The organism is Hydrotalea sp. GW822-HT8A01 (genome assembly GCF_058798575.1).
Window position 1 is genome coordinate 2,174,637 of record NZ_CM179506.1, and the last position, 18,110, is coordinate 2,192,746.

The 18,110-nt window shown below is 36.6% G+C and carries 16 protein-coding genes; 11 read left to right on the forward strand and 5 right to left on the reverse strand.

The window, feature by feature from the left end; genetic code table 11:
• Nucleotides 1–84 precede the first annotated feature (84 nt).
• The 5 genes from AC3QLY_RS09550 (at nucleotide 85) to AC3QLY_RS09570 (ending at nucleotide 6,415) form a co-directional block, all read left to right on the forward strand.
• The gene (locus AC3QLY_RS09550) at nucleotides 85–1,758 is read left to right on the forward strand and encodes a DEAD/DEAH box helicase (RefSeq protein WP_074418571.1); all 1,674 of its coding nucleotides are present in this window, start codon (nucleotides 85–87) and stop codon (nucleotides 1,756–1,758) included.
• A gap of 92 nt (nucleotides 1,759–1,850) precedes the next feature.
• Complete coding sequence (locus tag AC3QLY_RS09555; RefSeq protein WP_081300519.1) at nucleotides 1,851–2,936, forward strand: chorismate mutase; 1,086 nt, start codon at nucleotides 1,851–1,853, stop codon at nucleotides 2,934–2,936.
• A 150-nt stretch (nucleotides 2,937–3,086) separates the two neighbouring features.
• A complete protein-coding gene (aroB, locus tag AC3QLY_RS09560; RefSeq protein ID WP_074420797.1) occupies nucleotides 3,087–4,106 on the forward strand; it encodes a 3-dehydroquinate synthase in 1,020 nt (339 codons plus the stop codon).
• Nucleotides 4,107–4,120: 14 nt separating this feature from the next.
• Nucleotides 4,121–5,401: a 3-phosphoshikimate 1-carboxyvinyltransferase gene (gene aroA / locus AC3QLY_RS09565; protein ID WP_492989699.1), complete on the forward strand. Its 1,281-nt coding sequence runs from the start codon at nucleotides 4,121–4,123 to the stop codon at nucleotides 5,399–5,401.
• An 18-nt stretch (nucleotides 5,402–5,419) separates the two neighbouring features.
• Nucleotides 5,420–6,415: a chorismate synthase gene (locus AC3QLY_RS09570; protein WP_074418162.1), complete on the forward strand. Its 996-nt coding sequence runs from the start codon at nucleotides 5,420–5,422 to the stop codon at nucleotides 6,413–6,415.
• Nucleotides 6,416–6,473: 58 nt separating this feature from the next.
• On the opposite strand, the gene AC3QLY_RS09575 is transcribed toward AC3QLY_RS09570, so the two are convergent.
• Nucleotides 6,474–6,674 (reverse strand): hypothetical protein, encoded by a 201-nt coding sequence (locus tag AC3QLY_RS09575; protein WP_081301341.1) that lies wholly within the window; start codon nucleotides 6,672–6,674, stop codon nucleotides 6,474–6,476.
• On the opposite strand from AC3QLY_RS09575, the gene AC3QLY_RS09580 reads away from it, so the two are divergent.
• Both AC3QLY_RS09580 and AC3QLY_RS09585 read left to right on the forward strand, forming a co-directional pair.
• A complete protein-coding gene (locus tag AC3QLY_RS09580) occupies nucleotides 6,632–6,754 on the forward strand; it encodes a hypothetical protein (RefSeq protein WP_081301342.1) in 123 nt (40 codons plus the stop codon). The two genes, AC3QLY_RS09575 and AC3QLY_RS09580, sit on opposite strands and share 43 nt — an antisense overlap.
• A gap of 10 nt (nucleotides 6,755–6,764) precedes the next feature.
• Nucleotides 6,765–7,064: a thiamine-binding protein gene (locus AC3QLY_RS09585; RefSeq protein WP_074418163.1), complete on the forward strand. Its 300-nt coding sequence runs from the start codon at nucleotides 6,765–6,767 to the stop codon at nucleotides 7,062–7,064.
• Between the two features lie 40 nt (nucleotides 7,065–7,104).
• Here AC3QLY_RS09585 and AC3QLY_RS09590 read toward each other — a convergent pair whose 3' ends face one another.
• Complete coding sequence (locus tag AC3QLY_RS09590) at nucleotides 7,105–7,485, reverse strand: M15 family metallopeptidase (protein ID WP_074418164.1); 381 nt, start codon at nucleotides 7,483–7,485, stop codon at nucleotides 7,105–7,107.
• A gap of 597 nt (nucleotides 7,486–8,082) precedes the next feature.
• Here AC3QLY_RS09590 and AC3QLY_RS09595 point away from each other — a divergent pair.
• Nucleotides 8,083–8,493, forward strand: a complete 411-nt coding sequence (locus AC3QLY_RS09595) for a septal ring lytic transglycosylase RlpA family protein (RefSeq protein ID WP_074420795.1) — start codon at nucleotides 8,083–8,085, stop codon at nucleotides 8,491–8,493.
• An 89-nt stretch (nucleotides 8,494–8,582) separates the two neighbouring features.
• Nucleotides 8,583–9,947, forward strand: a complete 1,365-nt coding sequence (locus AC3QLY_RS09600; RefSeq protein WP_074420553.1) for an OmpA family protein — start codon at nucleotides 8,583–8,585, stop codon at nucleotides 9,945–9,947.
• Between the two features lie 196 nt (nucleotides 9,948–10,143).
• Here the strand turns inward: AC3QLY_RS09600 and glgP are convergent, their stop codons facing one another.
• A complete protein-coding gene (gene glgP, locus AC3QLY_RS09605) occupies nucleotides 10,144–11,796 on the reverse strand; it encodes an alpha-glucan family phosphorylase (RefSeq protein WP_074420794.1) in 1,653 nt (550 codons plus the stop codon).
• A 185-nt stretch (nucleotides 11,797–11,981) separates the two neighbouring features.
• Entirely contained in the window at nucleotides 11,982–12,941 is a 960-nt protein-coding gene (locus tag AC3QLY_RS09610; RefSeq protein WP_074418169.1) for a hypothetical protein, read from the reverse strand.
• A gap of 88 nt (nucleotides 12,942–13,029) precedes the next feature.
• Between AC3QLY_RS09610 and AC3QLY_RS09615 the strand changes: the two genes are divergently transcribed.
• Nucleotides 13,030–14,916, forward strand: coding sequence for an Nramp family divalent metal transporter (locus tag AC3QLY_RS09615; RefSeq protein ID WP_074420793.1), 1,887 nt, complete (start codon nucleotides 13,030–13,032; stop codon nucleotides 14,914–14,916).
• 134 nt (nucleotides 14,917–15,050) lie between these two features.
• A complete protein-coding gene (locus AC3QLY_RS09620) occupies nucleotides 15,051–16,283 on the forward strand; it encodes an NADP-dependent isocitrate dehydrogenase (protein WP_074420792.1) in 1,233 nt (410 codons plus the stop codon).
• Nucleotides 16,284–16,371: 88 nt separating this feature from the next.
• Here the strand turns inward: AC3QLY_RS09620 and pafA are convergent, their stop codons facing one another.
• A complete protein-coding gene (gene pafA / locus AC3QLY_RS09625; protein WP_218836918.1) occupies nucleotides 16,372–18,036 on the reverse strand; it encodes an alkaline phosphatase PafA in 1,665 nt (554 codons plus the stop codon).
• Nucleotides 18,037–18,110 lie beyond the last annotated feature (74 nt).

Here is an 18,110-nt window from a genome sequence, read left to right on the forward strand (position 1 = left end):
TGAAATAGCGCATTGTGCAGGTTACATAAACAAAACAAAGCAAGGAGATAATATAATCTACCTTTGCACAAAATTTAAGAATACATGATAACATTTGAAGCGTTAGGATTAGAAGAAAATTTAGTAAAGGCTACTGAATCATTAGGATTCGTGAATCCTACTGCCATACAGGAAAAAGCAATTCCGGTTTTATTGAGTGGAACAAAAGATTTAATTGGATTGGCACAAACCGGAACCGGTAAAACTGCAGCATTTGGATTGCCCTTACTTCAGTTAATTAACGAAAATCAGAAATACCCTCAGGCATTGGTTGTATGCCCTACAAGAGAACTTTGCCTGCAAATTGTAAGCGAAATTCAATTGTTTAAAAAATTTAAACAAAACATTCAGGTAGTGGCAGTATATGGAGGCGCCTCCATTGGCTTGCAAATTCGCGACCTGAAAAAAGGTGTGCACATAGTAGTTGCAACACCCGGCCGTTTAATCGATTTAATTGAAAGAAAAGCCATTAATCTGGAACAAATCAGTTATGTGGTTTTAGATGAAGCCGATGAAATGCTGAATATGGGCTTTAAAGATGATATTGAGTTTATTCTGGAAAATACTCCTAAAAGAGAATCTACCTGGTTGTTTAGTGCAACCATGCCTCCCGAAATTAAAAAGGTTAGTAAACGCTACATGAAAGAGCCTTTTGAAATTACTGTGGGTAAGGTGAATACCACTAATAAAAATATTGACCATCAGTATTATGTGGTGAATGCACATCACAAATATGAAGCATTGAAAAGGTTAATTGATTTTAATCCCGGTATTTACGGTATCATTTTTACCAGAACAAAAGCCGAAGCACAATCTATCTCTGAAAAATTAACCCGTGATGGATATGATATTGATGCACTGCATGGCGATTTATCGCAGCAACAACGAGATAAAGTAATGGGCGAATTCAGAGAAAAGGCATTGCAGTTATTAGTAGCCACCGATGTGGCAGCAAGGGGAATTGATGTAAAAGAAATTACCCATGTTATTAACTACGATTTGCCTGATGATATTGAAGTATATACCCACCGTAGTGGTAGAACCGGCCGTGCAGGAAGTACAGGTATTTGCATGAGTTTAATACATGTAAAGGAAGTATACAAAATACGTTCAATTGAAAAATTGGTACAAACAACTTTCCATAAATTAGAATTACCCACCGGTAAAGATGTTTGCCGTAAACAATTTTATGCCTTCATGGATAAATTGTTGCAAACCGATGTATCAAACGACAGGTATGCATCCTATTTACCCATGCTGCGTGAAAAATTTGCCGACATAACAAAAGAAGAAGTTTTAACCCGAATTGCAGCATTAGAGTTTGACCGTTTCCTTAAATATTATGAAAACGCAGAAGATTTAAACTTAAGAGAAGCTAAACGAGAAAAAAGGGAATCAGTAGGGCGCAATGCTGTAACCGGTAATGGCGAAAATGGCAGAAGAGGTGCTTCAGACAGGCATAGTAATTTGTCTGGTGCAGATACCACTCGCTTATTCATTAATCTGGGAAGTAAAGATGGCTTTTATAAAGCCAGTTTTCTTCAGTTTATTTTAGATATGAGCGATTTGAAAAAAGATGTTTTAGGCAGAATTGATTTAAGAGATATGAACAGCTGGATTGAAATTGAAAAAAAATCTGCTGCTAAAATGATCAAAGCCATTGATGGTAAAAACTATCGCGGCCGCAAAATCAGAATGAATGAAGCCAATGAGCGCTAAATTTTTTGCAAATAAATAGATTAGTGCGGTCAACAATTGTTCTATTTTTTGCTGTAACAACCAATTAATCATCACTTACAATTTGAATGAAGATGGAGCAGGCAACCCAACAAACAAAAAACATCATGGATGTGTGGCAAAAGCGCCCACTCATCATTAGTGGCCCATGTAGCGCTGAAACAGAACAACAGGTATTAGAAACCGCAACCCGTTTGGCGGCAACGGGAAAGGTAGATATGTTAAGGGCTGGAATTTGGAAGCCCCGTACACGACCCGGGCAATTTGAAGGAATTGGCGTAAAGGGATTGCCGTGGTTATTACAAGCTAAAAAAATTACCGGATTATTTACCACGGTGGAAGTAGCTACTGCCAAACAGGTAGAAGATGCGCTTAATTTTGATGTAGATATACTCTGGATTGGTGCACGTACAACCGTTAATCCTTTTAGTGTACAGGAAGTTGCTGATGCATTGCGCGGTATAGACATTCCGGTATTAATTAAAAATCCAATTAATCCCGATTTGGAATTATGGACAGGGGCAGTAGAACGCATTGCCAAAGCCGGTATTCAAAATATTGGATTAATACATCGTGGTTTTAGTTCTTATGGTAATACAGAATATAGAAATGCACCCATGTGGCATTTGGCTATTGAAATGAAAAGGAGAAATCCCGGCATGTTAATGATTAATGATCCTTCTCATATCTCCGGCAGGCGCGATATTTTACAGGATGTTGCGCAAACTGCTATTGATTTGGATTATGATGGTTTAATTATTGAAAGCCATATTGATCCTGATAATGCATGGAGTGATGCCAAACAGCAAATAACCCCCGAACGGTTGGGAGAAATGATTGGCAATATTAACTGGAGAAAAGAAGATGTACCATCTGAAGAATACCATGCAGCATTAGAAAAATTGCGTCAACAAATTAATCATCTGGATGATGAACTGATGCAAATTCTGGGTCAACGTATGAAAGCAGCCGAAAAAATTGGCCTTTACAAAAAGGAAAACAATATCACCATTCTTCAAACCAACAGATGGAATGCAATATTAGAAAGAGCTTATGCAAAAGGTGAAAAATTAGGCCTCAGCAAAGAATTTATTACCCGTTATTTTGATGCAGTACACATGGAAAGTATTAACCATCAAAATAAAATCATGAATTCTTAAATTAATGGCAGCCAATAACGTCAATTGTTATTGGCTGTTTTGTATAATAGCCATATTTGTTGTTCACCTTTGGCGTAATATGTTCTATTTTTAATGAATAAACACATTCTCATCTTGTTTATTTTTTTACATTTAATAAACTAATTATATATGCTGCATCAATCTGTTCAATTCAATCAGCAACATACTGATTTTTATTTTGATGCATCATTCCGGCAATTGAAGCAAATGCTGAAGCCGGCAAACACTTTTATTATTACCGACACCAATATCTTTCCATTACATACAACCTATTTTAAAGGTTGGAAAACCATTGTTATACCTGCAGGTGAGGCGCACAAAAACATAGCAACAGTTCAATACATTATTGAACAATTAATTCAGTTGCAGGCCGACCGTACAGCAACATTGGTTGGTGTAGGGGGTGGCGTTGTTACCGATATTACTGGCTTTGTTGCAGCCATTTATATGCGTGGTGTGGCTTTTGGTTTTGTACCAACTACTGTACTGGCAATGGTAGATGCCTCTATCGGTGGAAAAAATGGGATTGATATTGGATTGTACAAAAATTTAATGGGCACCATTCGTCAACCTGCATTTTTATTGTATGATACACATTTTCTAAAAACTCTTCCTGATGCAGAATGGCAGAACGGTTTTGCAGAAATTATTAAACATGCCTGTATTAAAAATGCAGCCATGTTCAGAAATTTAGAAAAATTATCACCTGCATTACTCAAGAAAAACAAACAAAAATTGAATGAGCTGATACAAAAAAATGTACAGCTAAAAATGTCGGTTGTAAAAGCCGATGAATTTGAAAAAGGGGAAAGAAAATTACTCAATCTGGGGCATACACTCGGTCATGCCATTGAAAACCAATATGGCCTTTCACATGGTCATGCAGTAGCAATTGGTATTCACTATGCAGCCATTTTATCTCAACAAATATTGGGTTTTAAACAGCCCGAACGTATATCGGCCTTGTTAACCCAATATGGTCTGCCTACTCATTTTGTATTTGATACAAAAAAGGTAATGAATATGCTGCAAATGGATAAAAAACGGCAGCAAGAGTTTGTTCACTATATTTTGATTGAAAAAATTGGAAAGGGTATTATTTTACCCATTCCATTGAAAGATCTTGAAAAATTTTATAAAATAATTTAGTTTAATTTGATTCAATGATTGCAACGATTCATCCTTCTGAAATAAAAGGCATTCTTCAGGCACCTGCTTCTAAAAGTTCTATGCAAAGAGCCTGTGCTGCAGCATTAGTGAGAACGGGTACTAGTATTATAAAGAACCCTGGCTATTCAAATGATGACAGAGCGGCACTGCAGGTAATTCAGCAGCTTGGGGCTACTATTCAAAATGAAAACAACCGTTTAATTATTGCTTCAAAAGGAATATATGCCAACACCCATCAAATGAATTGTGGAGAAAGTGGGTTAGGTATCAGAATGTTTACACCTTTAATAGCTCTCAATACTACTGCCATTTCTATTACCGGTGAAGGCAGCTTATTACAGCGCCCCATGAATTTTTTTGATGAAATATTACCACAGTTAAATGTAAAAGTACAAACCAATCAGGGCAAGTTACCTATACAGGTCACAGGCCCATTAACACCGGCTAATATTACAATTGATGGTACCCTCAGCTCGCAGTTTTTAACGGGCTTATTAATGGCATATGCTGCTGCCGATGCTAAAGATGTAAGCATTTTCGTAAATAATTTAAAAAGTAAACCTTATATTGATTTAACGTTAAAAGTAATGGAACACTTTGGTTTAAAAACACCAAAGAATAACGGGTATACTTCTTTTTATTTTGATAAAGCATGGCATGCTACTTCACAAAATAATATTGTAGAATATGAAGTGGAAGGCGATTGGAGTGGGGCGGCTTTTTTATTGGTGGCCGGTGCAATAGCAGGAAATATTACTGTTAAAGGATTAGATATTCATTCAACACAGGCCGATAAAGCTATATTGCAGGCACTGATAGATACCGGTTGCCTTATTTCTATTGAACTCAATCAAATTCACATTCAGAAAAGCAACCTTCAGGCATTTCATTTTAATGCAACAGATTGTCCGGATTTATTTCCGCCATTGGTAGCGCTGGCTGCTTACTGTAAAGGCACTACCGTTATTGAGGGTACTGAAAGGCTTACGCATAAAGAAAGTAACCGGGCACTTACTTTGCAAGAAGAGTTTGCCAAATTGGGAATATGCATTCAATTACAAGATAATATTATGATGATAGAAGGTGGAACCGAATTGCATGCTGCAACTGTTTCGTCCCGGCATGATCATCGTATAGCAATGGCTTGTGCTTTAGCTGCTTTAAAAACAAATGGCCCTGTAGTGATAGAATCTGCTGAAGCCATCAACAAATCTTATCCCGATTTTTATCACCATATATCTGCATTGGGTGCAGTTGTATCTTTACATCATTAACCATTAAATTTTCAAACTTTGAACACATTTGGCAGAATTTTCAGGGTACAAATATTTGGCGAATCGCATGGCGAAAGTGTAGGTGTTTGTGTTGATGGAATCCCTGCAGGATTACCACTGAAGGTGGAAGATTTTTTAGAAGATATTGAGAGGCGAAAAGGTGGGGCGCAAAAAGGTACTACACCGCGTCAGGAATCTGATTTACCCATTTTTAAAAGTGGGGTTTTTAACGATTGTACTACCGGTGCACCTTTAACTATTTTATTTGAAAACAATAATACCCGCAGTGATGATTATGCCAAACAACGTGCCATTCCCAGGCCCGGTCATGCCGATTTTGTGGCACATCAAAAATTTGGTGGGTTTGAAGATTATAGAGGTGGTGGACATTTTAGTGGTCGCTTAACCGTTGCTTTGGTAGCAGTGGGTGTAATTGCAAAAAAAATATTAAAAAATATTTCAATAAATGCTGCAGTTACAGAAATAGGCGGCCTTCCATCTATCGAAGCAGGATTAGAAAAAGCAATAGCAGCGAAAGATTCCGTAGGCGGTATTGTAGAGTGTTTTGTAACAGGATTGCCGATGGGCCTTGGTGAACCTTTTTTCGATTCGGTTGAGTCGTTATTGGCGCATGCTGTTTTTGCCATTCCTGCTGTACGCGGTATTGAATTTGGAACCGGTTTTGCTGCGGCTAAAATGTTAGGTTCAGAGCATAATGATGCAATTGTTGCTGCTGATGGCACTACAAAAACAAATCATGCAGGAGGCGTTGTTGGAGGTATCACTAATCATAATCCGCTTATATTCAGGGTAGCCGTTAAACCAACTTCTTCTACACCCAAGGAGCAGGAATCATTGAATTGGGAAACCAATACTGTTGAGCCTTTTTCTGTAAAAGGCCGTCACGATTTGTGTATTGCACTTCGTGTGCCGGTAGTATTAGAAGCTGTAACAGCAATGGTGCTGGCCGATTTAATGATGCTGAATCAAGAGATACAACGTGTTTGGAAATAATGGATTTGATGGCGAAAATTGTGTTTTAGAATAATGTCACCAATAATTTATCATATCACTACAAAACAACAATGGGCAGTTGCACTGCAATTGGGCTATTATACCCGCCCCTTCTTTGCAATCTAAAGGGTTTTTCATTGTTGTTCACATAAGCAAATTGCCGGCGGCGTGCTATAACGGTATTATGCCGGTGTAACTCATTTACTCCAATTAACCATTGATACCCTTCAATTAAATGTTCCGTTAAAATACGAAGCATCTCCAACTGTTCAAGATCAGTTTCTGCATGTTTATGGAACTATTTCTTTGAATGCTATTGTAAGTATTATTGAAATATAAAATTTAAATCATGCATCAATTTATTGTAAATGCCTCCATTCAAATTGTGCCAATTGTAATGGATAAGCATCCCTATGAGTGGGTAGATGAAGCCATTGCCATTATTCAACAATCGGGTATTGATTATGAAGTTGGGCCTTTTGCTACTGTAATTGAAGGAAAATATGATGCGGTGATGCAGGTAATACAAGCCATTAATGAGCATTTATACCAACGTGGCTGCGCCGAATGGATTCAGAATATTCAGCTTCAGATAAGAAGTAGTATGGATATTACAAGGATTGAAAAAACACAAAAATTTCTTCAGTAATTCCATTCCTACAAATTATTGTACTATTTTTTTCATCTTTTTAAAAGGAATTTTCAGAACAGGAAAATTTGCTGCATTTGGTCCAACTAAAATGCCACCACTTAGTAGGCAAAGCCTTGAACCCGTGTGTTGTCATTATATCCTGCAATAGTTTTCGACTCGCCAATATTTGCGATGGAAATTGACTAAAATTACCATGCGCATTATCCGTAAAATTATCGAAATCAGTACCCATGTCTAATGGCATACCGTTATGTAATTGAACCAAAGTAACATCTACTGCAATACCTCTGTTATTTCCACTGCCATTAGCAGGATTGGCTACATATCGTTCATCATGCACCCTTTTCCAAAATGCCACAGTAACTGCATAATGACGGTAGGCATCCCAAATTTTTAAGGATAATCCTTTTGCATTCAATGCTTCTTGTGTACTGCTTTTAAAGCTTCAGTTACTGGTTTTCTGGCATAGGCAATAGCCGTATGGAAAAGATACATAGGTGTATGCATAAAATTATCATTTCCGGCATAACGCGAGTCAATGTAAATGTTAGGTACAAATTCATTCAGGTTTATCATATGCAAACAATCAAATGCAGCATCAAAATGTTTAAAATTGTGTAGATTTTCTGGTATGAATGCTGTATTTTCATTTTTTGGCACAGTACTTGGATGAAAAGCACAGCCTAATATTGTCCAAAGGCAGATACAATATAACCGGTATCCTATATGTATATGTAGTTTACAAATAATAGGCTTTGGAGTATAGTTTGTAATAATTTCAGGTATCATCCTGCTAAAATGTCACATTTTCAGTTGACTTGTTGCAATAACAACTTTTTTATAAACACTAATATACAGTATATAGAAATTATTTATTGCAAGATGCTTATAATGGTATATAAGATCTTGTTAATCAATACTTAACTCCATATTGGATGAAAGTAGGTAACCGCTGGCCGATATGTTCATATATAATAATAAATCAGCGGTAGTTTTTTAAATTAAATAATAGCAAATGAAGATTTTTTTGCTTAACTTTTTGTTTTTTTTAAGCATTGCTGTAATTGGAAAGTGCCAGGATAGCATGGATTCCATTGCTGTAAAAAAGCCCAAAACGGTAACTGGTATTGCCAGTTTTTACAGTTTAAATTTAACAGGTACCAAAACCGCAACCGGAGAGCGTTTTGATAATAAAAATATGACAGCAGCCAGCAACAGTTTTAAATTGAATACCTGGGTAAGGGTAACTAACCTGCGAAATGATAAATCGGTGATTGTGCGGATTAATGACAGAATGAGCAAGCACATGGCCAAAAAAGGGAGGGTGATTGATTTAAGCAGAATTGCTGCCCGAAAACTGCAATTTATGAAGCGTGGGCTGGTGAAAGTAAGGGTAGAAGAGGTAAATAAAGACACGTTGGAATGAGGATGTTAACATTAACTGAATATTAAAATTGCAATAATTTTATTAAAACTGAATAACCCCTTTATTTTTGCTACAATAAAATTAACATTATGAAGAAAACCCTACTACTTTTAATCAGTATTGGCAGTATGCTTTCTGTATTTGGCCAGGAAGCAACACAGCTGATAAAAAGGCCTTCTTTGAGTATCAATTTCTTTCTCAAGGATTTTAAAACCCCCGATTTAATTGGCAGCAGCTCAATTACTACTGTTTTTGAGAATCGCCAATGGACAAAAATGAAGGATATGTCGCCGGGGTTAAATGTGCAGTATTTTCAAGGTTTAACAGATCATTTAGATTTTATGGCGGGCATTGGAGGTTCATTCTTAAAATATCCATTCCTATACAAGAGTGGCGTACAAGTACCATTTCAGGATAAATTTTTATTGGAAGCCGATGCCAGTGTAAATTTAAAATTATTAACAGATAAGTATTTTATGGTGCCTTATTTATCTGCCGGAATTGGTGCATCCATGTATGCAGGAACTTATTTTGGAGCCTATATTCCAGTTGGAACAGGTTTGCAATTTAATTTGGGCGAAGGCAATTTTATTAATCTGCAATATTCCTATCATTTAGGAATATCTGATTTAACCAACTATAATTTTCAATATAGTTTAGGTTTTGCCTCACCCATTGCTCCCGGCAAAAAACAGGTAAAATTGGCTGCACCACCACCACCTGTAAAGGAAGTACCAAAAGATACTGATGGTGATGGTATTACTGATGATAAAGACCAATGCCCCACAGTACCCGGTGTTGCAAAATACAATGGATGTCCTGTGCCTGATACAGATGGTGATGGCGTTAATGATGACAATGATAAATGCCCTACCGTTCCGGGTTTGCCCAAATATAATGGTTGCCCCATTCCTGATACAGATGGGGATGGCATTAATGATGATGAAGACAAATGCCCGAATGTGGCAGGAGTTGCACGTTATCAGGGTTGCCCGGTGCCAGACTCGGATGGGGATGGCATTAATGATGAAGAAGATAAATGCCCCAATGTTTTTGGTGTAAAAGAAAACTTTGGTTGCCCTGTTGTAAAAGAAGAGGTAATTGTGAGAGTGAATAGCATTGCCAAAAACATCTTTTTCTCAACAGGTAGTTCACAATTAATTGCTAATTCTTACAAGCCATTAAGTGAATTATTAAAAATTTTACAAGATGATCCTAATTTAAAATTAGATATTGAAGGTTATACAGATAACGTAGGTAGTGAAGCTGTAAACCAGGCTTTAAGTGATAAACGTGCCAATGCGGTAATGCAATACTTTGTTGATAAAGGTGGTATTAGTGCCGATCGGTTGCATGCAACCGGTTATGGTTCTAAAAAACCTGTTGCTGATAATAAAACTGCCAAAGGCAGAGCCATGAACAGGAGGGTAGAATTAAAACTCAGGTATTACTAATTGGTTTTGGTCTTAATCATCATTTTTAAAAAAGCCCTTTACTTTATTTGTAAGGGGCTTTTTTGGTTATTTATTACAGAAGCGATGAACTGTTAGTGCTTGTGGGTTTAAAACAAAACCGCTGGTTCCATCCATCCAAAAAAAACCTGCTGTATTGATAAGAACAGCAGATTTTTATTTTTATTATAAATATAAATTATTTGTACATTAACTCGTAATACTCATGTGCCATTCTATTGCTGTCAAATTGAAAACGCACATCACGCATTCCATTTTTCATAATTTGGCGCCAGGTTTCAAAATTTTTATAATATAGTGGCACAATTTGTTGTTCTAAAATTTCATACATCTTATTCAGGTCATAATTGTCCTGATCGTGTACACTTAAGTTTTCATAATCTGCCTTGGGCACTACAAAACCATTATTGCCATGATTTACAAATTCCGGAATCCAGCCATCATCTGTTGAAAAATTAACTGCTCCATTCATAGCTGCCGTCATGCCACTGGTGCCGGATGCTTCTCTGGGCACACGGGGGTTGTTTAACCAAACATCTGCCGCCTGTTTTAACCTTTTGCTTAATGTAAGTTCATATCCAATTAATACTGCTACATTTTTATAATTTTTACTTAAATGCACCAAATTATTAAATTGGCTGATGGCAGGGTAATCAACCGGATAAGGTTTCCCGGCCCAAATAATTTGTACCGGCTGGTCAAAGCTATTGATCAGTTTTTCAAATCTTTCTAAATCCTGTGTAAGAAAGTCGGCACGTTTATACCCTGCAAATCTTCTGGCCCAAACAATGGTTAATACATTAGGGTCAAATAATTTACCGGTCTGGTCAGCTACAATTTCAAATGCTCTTTTCTTCAAATAGTTTTTTCTGTCATCAAAAGCAAGGTCATTGCCCTCTTCCATGGCTTTGTACAACTGTTTATCTGCCCAGTAACGCCAGTTTTGTGCATTGGTAATGTGAATAATCTCACAAATGCCGATGTAATGACTCCACATTTTTCTGCTTACTTCACCGTGCAGCCGGCTAACGCCATTGGCTTTACGTGCAAAACGCAGGGCGGCTAATGAATGGTTGAATAAATCATCTGTAATACCGGTTAAACGTCTTACTTCATCAATACTAATACCACAGAAATAACTCATTTTCTGACAGAGATAAATATCGTGTTTTTCATTGCCTGCTTCCTCTGGTGTATGGGTAGTAAATACCAGATGTTCTTTTACTTTTTCAGCACTTTTAAATTTATTCATTAAATAAAAAGCAGCCGATACACCATGTGCTTCATTTAAATGATATACATCCGGATTAAATCCAAGTTCATCCATTAATTTGGCCCCGCCTATACCCAGTAGCATAAATTGGGCAATTTTGGTAGATACATTGGCATCGTACAACCGGTGTGAAATGGTTTGCGATACATAATCATTTTCCGGCAAGTCGGTAGTTAATAAAAACAGAGGTGCTGATTTAAAAGTTTCAGGATTTAAATACATGGCCTTTACCCATACCGGATGATCATGTATAATAATTTGAAATTTAATGCCCGTATCTTCTAAAAATGAATATATTTTTTCCATCCAGGTGGGTTGCAGGGTTTGATCCTGATTTCTGGTTTGGTCGTAATAGCCATATTTCCACAAAATTCCAATACCTACCATATTCTGTCTTAATTCATAAGCACTTCGCAAGTGCGAACCTGCTAAAAATCCTAAGCCGCCACTATATATTTTAAGTGGCTGATGAATCGCAAATTCCATTGAAAAATAGGCTGCTCTTTTATTGTATTGTTCGCTTACAACATATGGCACATGATAACTTCGGAAGTTCATAAATTACTTTTTCTTGATTGGTTATTTGAATTGGGCTTGCAATATAAAGGGTTTTATTTAAAATGTATTTTTTACACATTAATTAGACCTAAAAAGTGAAACTATTCAATTATAGCACATAAAAGTTTAAATTTTATAAACCGCAATCGATTGAAACAAGTGCCTTACCCAATGAATAGAAAAATTCAGGTTCTTTTTTTCTTAATGATCTTATGTGATTTTTGTTTAGGATAGGTATCATCAAAATAGCATTGTATGCCGCGTTTATTGCCGCATTTGCCATTTTCTTTAAAAGTAATTTCGTTGTTTTTAAATGTAAATTCTATACTGCAGGGTTCCCCAATTTCTTTATATACGGCTTTATCTTCACCCACCATTTTCATCATTCCCTTTAATTCGCCGTTACAATTGTCTTTATTTTCAAAGTGAATAAAAAAATGATATAATTTGGGCGTTTTACCATCCCTGATTGCAATAAAATTTTTTGAGTTTTTTGCATAATTGCCACTGTGTTTATTTTTTTCGGGCAAAGTATCAATAGGATTAATGATGGTATTGTTTTTTAATTCATCTTCATTGCCGTCATTCATAGCTACCATAAAGGCATTTCCGTTGTTATACACCCAGCCTGTACGGGTATATAACAACTTTTTATCAGCAGTGTATTTTTCCCGGCTAATTAAAAAAGTAGGTTCTTTATTAATATATACACTGTGTACATAACCATCATTTTGTTTTGATTGAACCAAATTTTTTGCAGCCAGAAATTCATTCTTTTCGTTAAACACAAATACCCCAAGTATGGTATTATTTTTATAGCTGAAGTTAGCCAAAATGTATTTTTCTTTTAATTTCTGAATACTTCCTACGGGATGTATAATGGCTTTTTTATTGAGATGGAAATGATTTAAAATACTATCGGGTATAAACTGAGACATGGCTTTTATACCTATTACAGTAGTGTCGGCAAATGAATTGATGTTGGTATCGGCAATGGTAATGGGCAACCCAATGGGAGGGAAGGCAGCAAAAAAATCGCTGCTGCTAACTGGTTTTGTACCACTTAAGTCGCCAGGATGTGTTTGGCAGCCGACTAAAAAAATGAAGATGAGTATAAACGTAATAAGCTGTTGAATACTTTTCATGGCGTTTATTTCAGGCACTAAAGTAATACTTCTGTGGTAAGTTTTATAGTTTAAGGAAGATTAACCATTATTTTTGTAAGTAATATTTATGGATAGATTGGTGCAACGTAACGAACATTCTTTAAGCGAAGTACACGAAAGTGTAGATACACTGCAACCCAGAAAAGGCTGGCGCAGAATACTGGCTTATATTGGGCCTGCCTATTTGGTGAGTGTAGGTTATATGGATCCCGGAAACTGGGCTACCGATTTGCAGGGTGGCGCTCAATTTGGTTACAGCCTTATATGGGTATTATTAATGAGTAATTTAATGGCTTTGTTATTGCAAAGTTTAAGTGCCCGATTAGGAATTGTAAGAAGAAGAGATTTGGCCCAGGCCAACAGAGAAATATATCCTAAATTTGTAAATTTTTGTTTATATATTCTTGCTGAAATTGCCATTGCTGCCTGCGATTTAGCCGAAGTGCTGGGTATGGCATTGGGTATTAATTTATTGACCGGATTGCCTTTAATATGGGGTGTTTCATTAACAGTGTTGGATACGCTGCTATTACTTTGGTTACAAAATTTTGGTATTCGCAAATTAGAAGCCTTTATTATAGCATTAGTAGCCATTATTGGCGTATCCTTCTTAATTGAAATTATTCTGGCGCATCCTATTTTAAATCAGGTAATGTATGGTTTTGTGCCCCATCATCTAAATAAAGAAGCATTATATATTGCCGTAGGAATTATAGGTGCAACAGTAATGCCGCATAACCTGTACCTCCATTCAGCATTAGTGCAAACCCGTAAAATAAAAACAGATGAGGAAGGTATAAAAAGAGCCATCCGTTACAATAATATTGATAGTGCTATTGCGTTGAATGCCGCATTTTTTGTAAATGCTGCTATTTTGGTTTTGGCTGCTTCTGTTTTTTTTACCACCGGTAATACAGGTGTAGCAAAAATTGAAGATGCACATCATTTATTAGAACCACTGCTGGGTTCTAAACTAGCCCCTTTGTTATTTGCCATTGCCTTAATTGCTGCCGGCCAAAGCTCTACCATTACCGGCACTTATGCCGGGCAAATTGTAATGGAGGGTTACATCAGCCTACGCATTAATCCATGGTTACGCAGATTAATTACAAGGCTTTTGGCTATTATTCCCGCTGTAATTACGATTTTAATTTATGGTGATGACAGGATAGACGCCTTACTTATTTTAAGTCAGGTAATACTGAGCGTGCAATTAGGGTTTGCCATGATTCCGCTCATACATTTTGTAAGCGATAAGGAAACCATGGGCAAATTTACCATTTCATTGCCCATTAAATTATTATCATGGTTAGTAGCTATTATATTAATTTATTTGAATGTAAAAATGGTGATAGAAGAAGTAGCTGTTTTATATCAGGAGCCGGGAAATTATATATGGAAAATACTAGTTGGTATAGGAGCAGTTTTTTTATCGTGGTTGTTTTTAACGACCACATTTTTACCCCTTGCCATTCAACGCAAGATGCGTAAGAGTATTATATTACATGGTGAAACCCCTCAATTACATGCTTTGCGTTTAGAAGAAAATAATAAAATTGCCATTGCTTTAGATTTTACTGCTAAAGATGAAAAATTAATTGCTTATGCCTTGGCACAGGGTAATAAAGCTTCTGTTTTTATTTTAATACATGTGGTGGAAAGTGTATCGGCTCTTTTTTTAGGAAAAGAAAGTGATGATGATGAAACCCGGAAAGATAAAGACCGGCTTGAAAATTATGCCATGCAATTACAACAATTGGGCTATGAGGCAATATATGAGCTGGGTTATCGTAACCGAAAAAAAGAAATTGTGCGTATCGTTGAAAAAAACAAAGCTAATTTATTGGTAATGGGGGCACATCAACACCGGGGTATTAAAGATTATTTATTTGGCGAAACTATTGAATCGGTCAGGCACCATGTGCATATTCCCGTTTTGGTTGTGAATGTTTAGATTGAATATATACATGTAAACTTTTTTCATAGCAGATGTGCTGTTGATGGTTTTATTACCTAATGCTTTCATCTTTTCTATTCAAAATAGCAAAACCCCTACTTTTGTATCCCTTTAAAAACTAAATTAGCAATATGGAACAAAAAATTAAAGTAACAAATCCGGTAGTAGAACTGGATGGCGATGAAATGACACGAATTATCTGGAAATATATTAAAGACAAACTTATTCTGCCTTATATAGATGTTGATATTCAATATTTTGATTTGGGTATTGAACACCGCGATGCCACCAATGATCAGGTAACCATTGATGCTGCCAATGCCATCAAAAAAGCAGGTGTTGGTATTAAATGCGCTACTATTACACCTGATGAAGCTCGTGTAAAAGAATTCAACTTAAAACAAATGTGGAAAAGCCCCAATGGTACCATCCGCAATATTTTAGATGGAACTGTATTTCGTGAACCCATTGTTTGCAAAAATGTACCACGATTGGTACCTAACTGGACTGCCCCTATTTGCATTGGCCGCCATGCTTTTGGCGATCAATACCGCGCTACCGATTTTGTAACCAAAGGGAAAGGAAAACTAACCATTAAGTTTGAAGGTGATGATGGTTCTGTTCAGGAATTTGAAGTATATAATTTTAAAGGAGATGGTGTTGCTCTGGCTATGTATAATACCGATGAAAGCATTAAAGGTTTTGCACGTGCCTGCTTTAATCAGGCATTGAGCAAAAAATGGCCCCTTTATCTATCTACTAAAAACACCATCCTGAAAAAATACGATGGCCGTTTCAAAGATATTTTTGAAGAAATTTATCAAAATGAATTTAAAGCCAAATATGATGCAGCCGGCATTACTTACGAACATCGCTTAATTGATGATATGGTGGCTTCTGCTTTAAAATGGAATGGCAACTTTGTTTGGGCTTGTAAAAATTATGATGGCGATGTACAAAGCGATACCGTTGCCCAGGGTTTTGGTTCATTGGGCTTAATGACCTCTACTTTAATTACACCGGATGGTACTGTAATGGAAGCAGAAGCTGCACATGGTACGGTTACCCGCCACTATCGTGAATATCAAAAAGGGAATCCAACTTCTACCAATCCCATTGCTTCTATTTTTGCCTGGACAAGAGGCCTGGAATTTCGCGGTAAGTTGGATAATAATGAGGCATTGATTCATTTCTGCCATGCTTTGGAAACCGTTTGTGTTGAAACTGTTGAGAGTGGAAAAATGACGAAAGATTTGGCTGTTTGCATTTATGGCAATAAAGTAAATCACGGTGAGCATTATTTATATACAGAAGAATTTTTAGAAGCTTTGAATCAAAACCTTCAGGCTAAGCTGGCAAAATAATTTGCATAGCTTATGCTTATCGCATTGATAAAACTAAAAAAGCAGTGTTCCATTAGGAGCACTGCTTTTTTATCAGCAAGTTGAAATTTTATTGATAGGCTTCTGTAATGGGTTTTCCAATGCAACCGCTGGGCATTTGAACTTTTAATAATGCAGCTAAAGTTGCGGCAATATCGGTCATGTAAGTAGTTTTGTTGGTATGGCCTTTCTGTATGCCCCATCCAAACCATAACAAAGGAATATGGGTATCATAAGTATAAGAAACGCCATGGCTCATACCGGTTTTTCCGGCATCCATAACGCCGGATTTCATCACTATCTGTAAATCGCCACTTCTTTTGGGTGTATATCCATTTACAATCATTTCTCTGATACTGACAGGTAAAGAAGCAGTTGCAGCAGTGGTTTTGTTTACAACAGTTAACACTCGGTTATCTGTTTGTAAATATTGTGCAATATTTTTTTCAATAGCAGCCTGATTCAGTTGCAGTGAATCTATTAAACCATGATTTAAATAAATATCAAATTCCCAAATAGCATGAATTAAATTGGGTTGGTGAAATTGTGCTGCTAAATGTTGATTCAATTCTTTCATTAAATCACGATCATCAGCCCTGCCGCCGGGAATATTGTGTTTGGTTAAAAATTCAGGAATTTGTGCACCGGCATGGTCGGCAGTTAAAAACAGAGTGTATTGATTTTTACCAACGGTTTTATCTAAATAATCCAATAATTTACCCAATGTTTTATCTAAACGGGCGTAGGTATCTAATAATTCCCAGCTATTGGGTCCAAATGCATGGCCAATATAATCGGTGCTTGAAAAACTTACTGCCAAAAAATCTGTTTCGTTGCCTTTCCCCATTTGCTCGTTGGCAATGGTGGTTTCGGCTAAGTTTTCTAACAAATCATTGGCATAAGGTGTACTGGCAATTTTACTGTAATCTTTTCCTTTGAATTTTGACAAATCATACGGCAATCCTTTCTCATCTTTTCCAAAAGGCTTGCCTTCATAATTGTTTTCATCAACATCACACAGTTGCTGATAGGTTGATTGCGGTAAAATGGGCGACCATCTTTTTTCATAATAAGTATCTACCCATTTTTTATTATTAAAATTAGTTAACCATTCAGGTAATTGATTCATGTAATAGGTACTGGTTATAAAATTGCCGGTTTGGTAATCGTACCAGTAGGCTGCATTGGCGGCATGTCCTGCAGGCAAAATAGCTCCTCTGTCTTTAATGGAAATACCAATTGTTTTACTTTTAAAATTAGAAGCGAGGCGTAATTCATCGGTTATGGTAGTAACCCATAAATTGCGTGGGCTCATTTCACCGGCTGCTTTGGTAATACTGCCAACTGTAGCAACACCGGCGTCATCAGTACAATACACGTTTTTTAAGATGTTGTTATCAAACCAGTTATTGCCTGTAATGCCTGTTAAAGCAGGTACACTGCCGGTATACACACAAGTATGGCCCACAGCCGTAACCGTTGGCACATAAGGCATTAAAGTATTATCACAGGAAAATCCCTGATGCAACAATCGTTTAAAACCGCCATTGGGCTCATATACATTATAAAAGCGGTACAAATAATCCCACCGCATTTGGTCTACAATAATTCCTACTATTAATTTTGGTCTTGCAATAGTTGCCGTTTGTGTATTGTTCATCTTTGGCTGTGCATGCAACTGCGGAATGGATAACACCATAAATCCCAGAGCAATTAATAAACTTTTTCTATTCATTTTTTCCATATTTAAGGTGTTAAAGATAAGTTGCCTGATTTTTTGCAGCTATTAATTTATTGTATAAATCGGTG

What these genes read in the sequence shown, in the direction of transcription:
- AC3QLY_RS09550 (WP_074418571.1), top strand. Translation starts at nt 85, where the DNA reads ATGATAACATTTGAAGCGTTAGGATTAGAAGAAAATTTAGTAAAGGCT.
- AC3QLY_RS09555 (WP_081300519.1), top strand. Translation starts at nt 1,851, where the DNA reads ATGGAGCAGGCAACCCAACAAACAAAAAACATCATGGATGTGTGGCAA.
- aroB (WP_074420797.1), top strand. Translation starts at nt 3,087, where the DNA reads ATGCTGCATCAATCTGTTCAATTCAATCAGCAACATACTGATTTTTAT.
- aroA (WP_492989699.1), top strand. Translation starts at nt 4,121, where the DNA reads ATGATTGCAACGATTCATCCTTCTGAAATAAAAGGCATTCTTCAGGCA.
- AC3QLY_RS09575 (WP_081301341.1), bottom strand. Translation starts at nt 6,674, where the DNA reads ATGCTTCGTATTTTAACGGAACATTTAATTGAAGGGTATCAATGGTTA.
- AC3QLY_RS09585 (WP_074418163.1), top strand. Translation starts at nt 6,765, where the DNA reads ATGCATCAATTTATTGTAAATGCCTCCATTCAAATTGTGCCAATTGTA.
- AC3QLY_RS09595 (WP_074420795.1), top strand. Translation starts at nt 8,083, where the DNA reads ATGAAGATTTTTTTGCTTAACTTTTTGTTTTTTTTAAGCATTGCTGTA.
- AC3QLY_RS09600 (WP_074420553.1), top strand. Translation starts at nt 8,583, where the DNA reads ATGAAGAAAACCCTACTACTTTTAATCAGTATTGGCAGTATGCTTTCT.
- glgP (WP_074420794.1), bottom strand. Translation starts at nt 11,796, where the DNA reads ATGAACTTCCGAAGTTATCATGTGCCATATGTTGTAAGCGAACAATAC.
- AC3QLY_RS09610 (WP_074418169.1), bottom strand. Translation starts at nt 12,941, where the DNA reads ATGAAAAGTATTCAACAGCTTATTACGTTTATACTCATCTTCATTTTT.
- AC3QLY_RS09615 (WP_074420793.1), top strand. Translation starts at nt 13,030, where the DNA reads ATGGATAGATTGGTGCAACGTAACGAACATTCTTTAAGCGAAGTACAC.
- AC3QLY_RS09620 (WP_074420792.1), top strand. Translation starts at nt 15,051, where the DNA reads ATGGAACAAAAAATTAAAGTAACAAATCCGGTAGTAGAACTGGATGGC.
- pafA (WP_218836918.1), bottom strand. Translation starts at nt 18,036, where the DNA reads ATGAATAGAAAAAGTTTATTAATTGCTCTGGGATTTATGGTGTTATCC.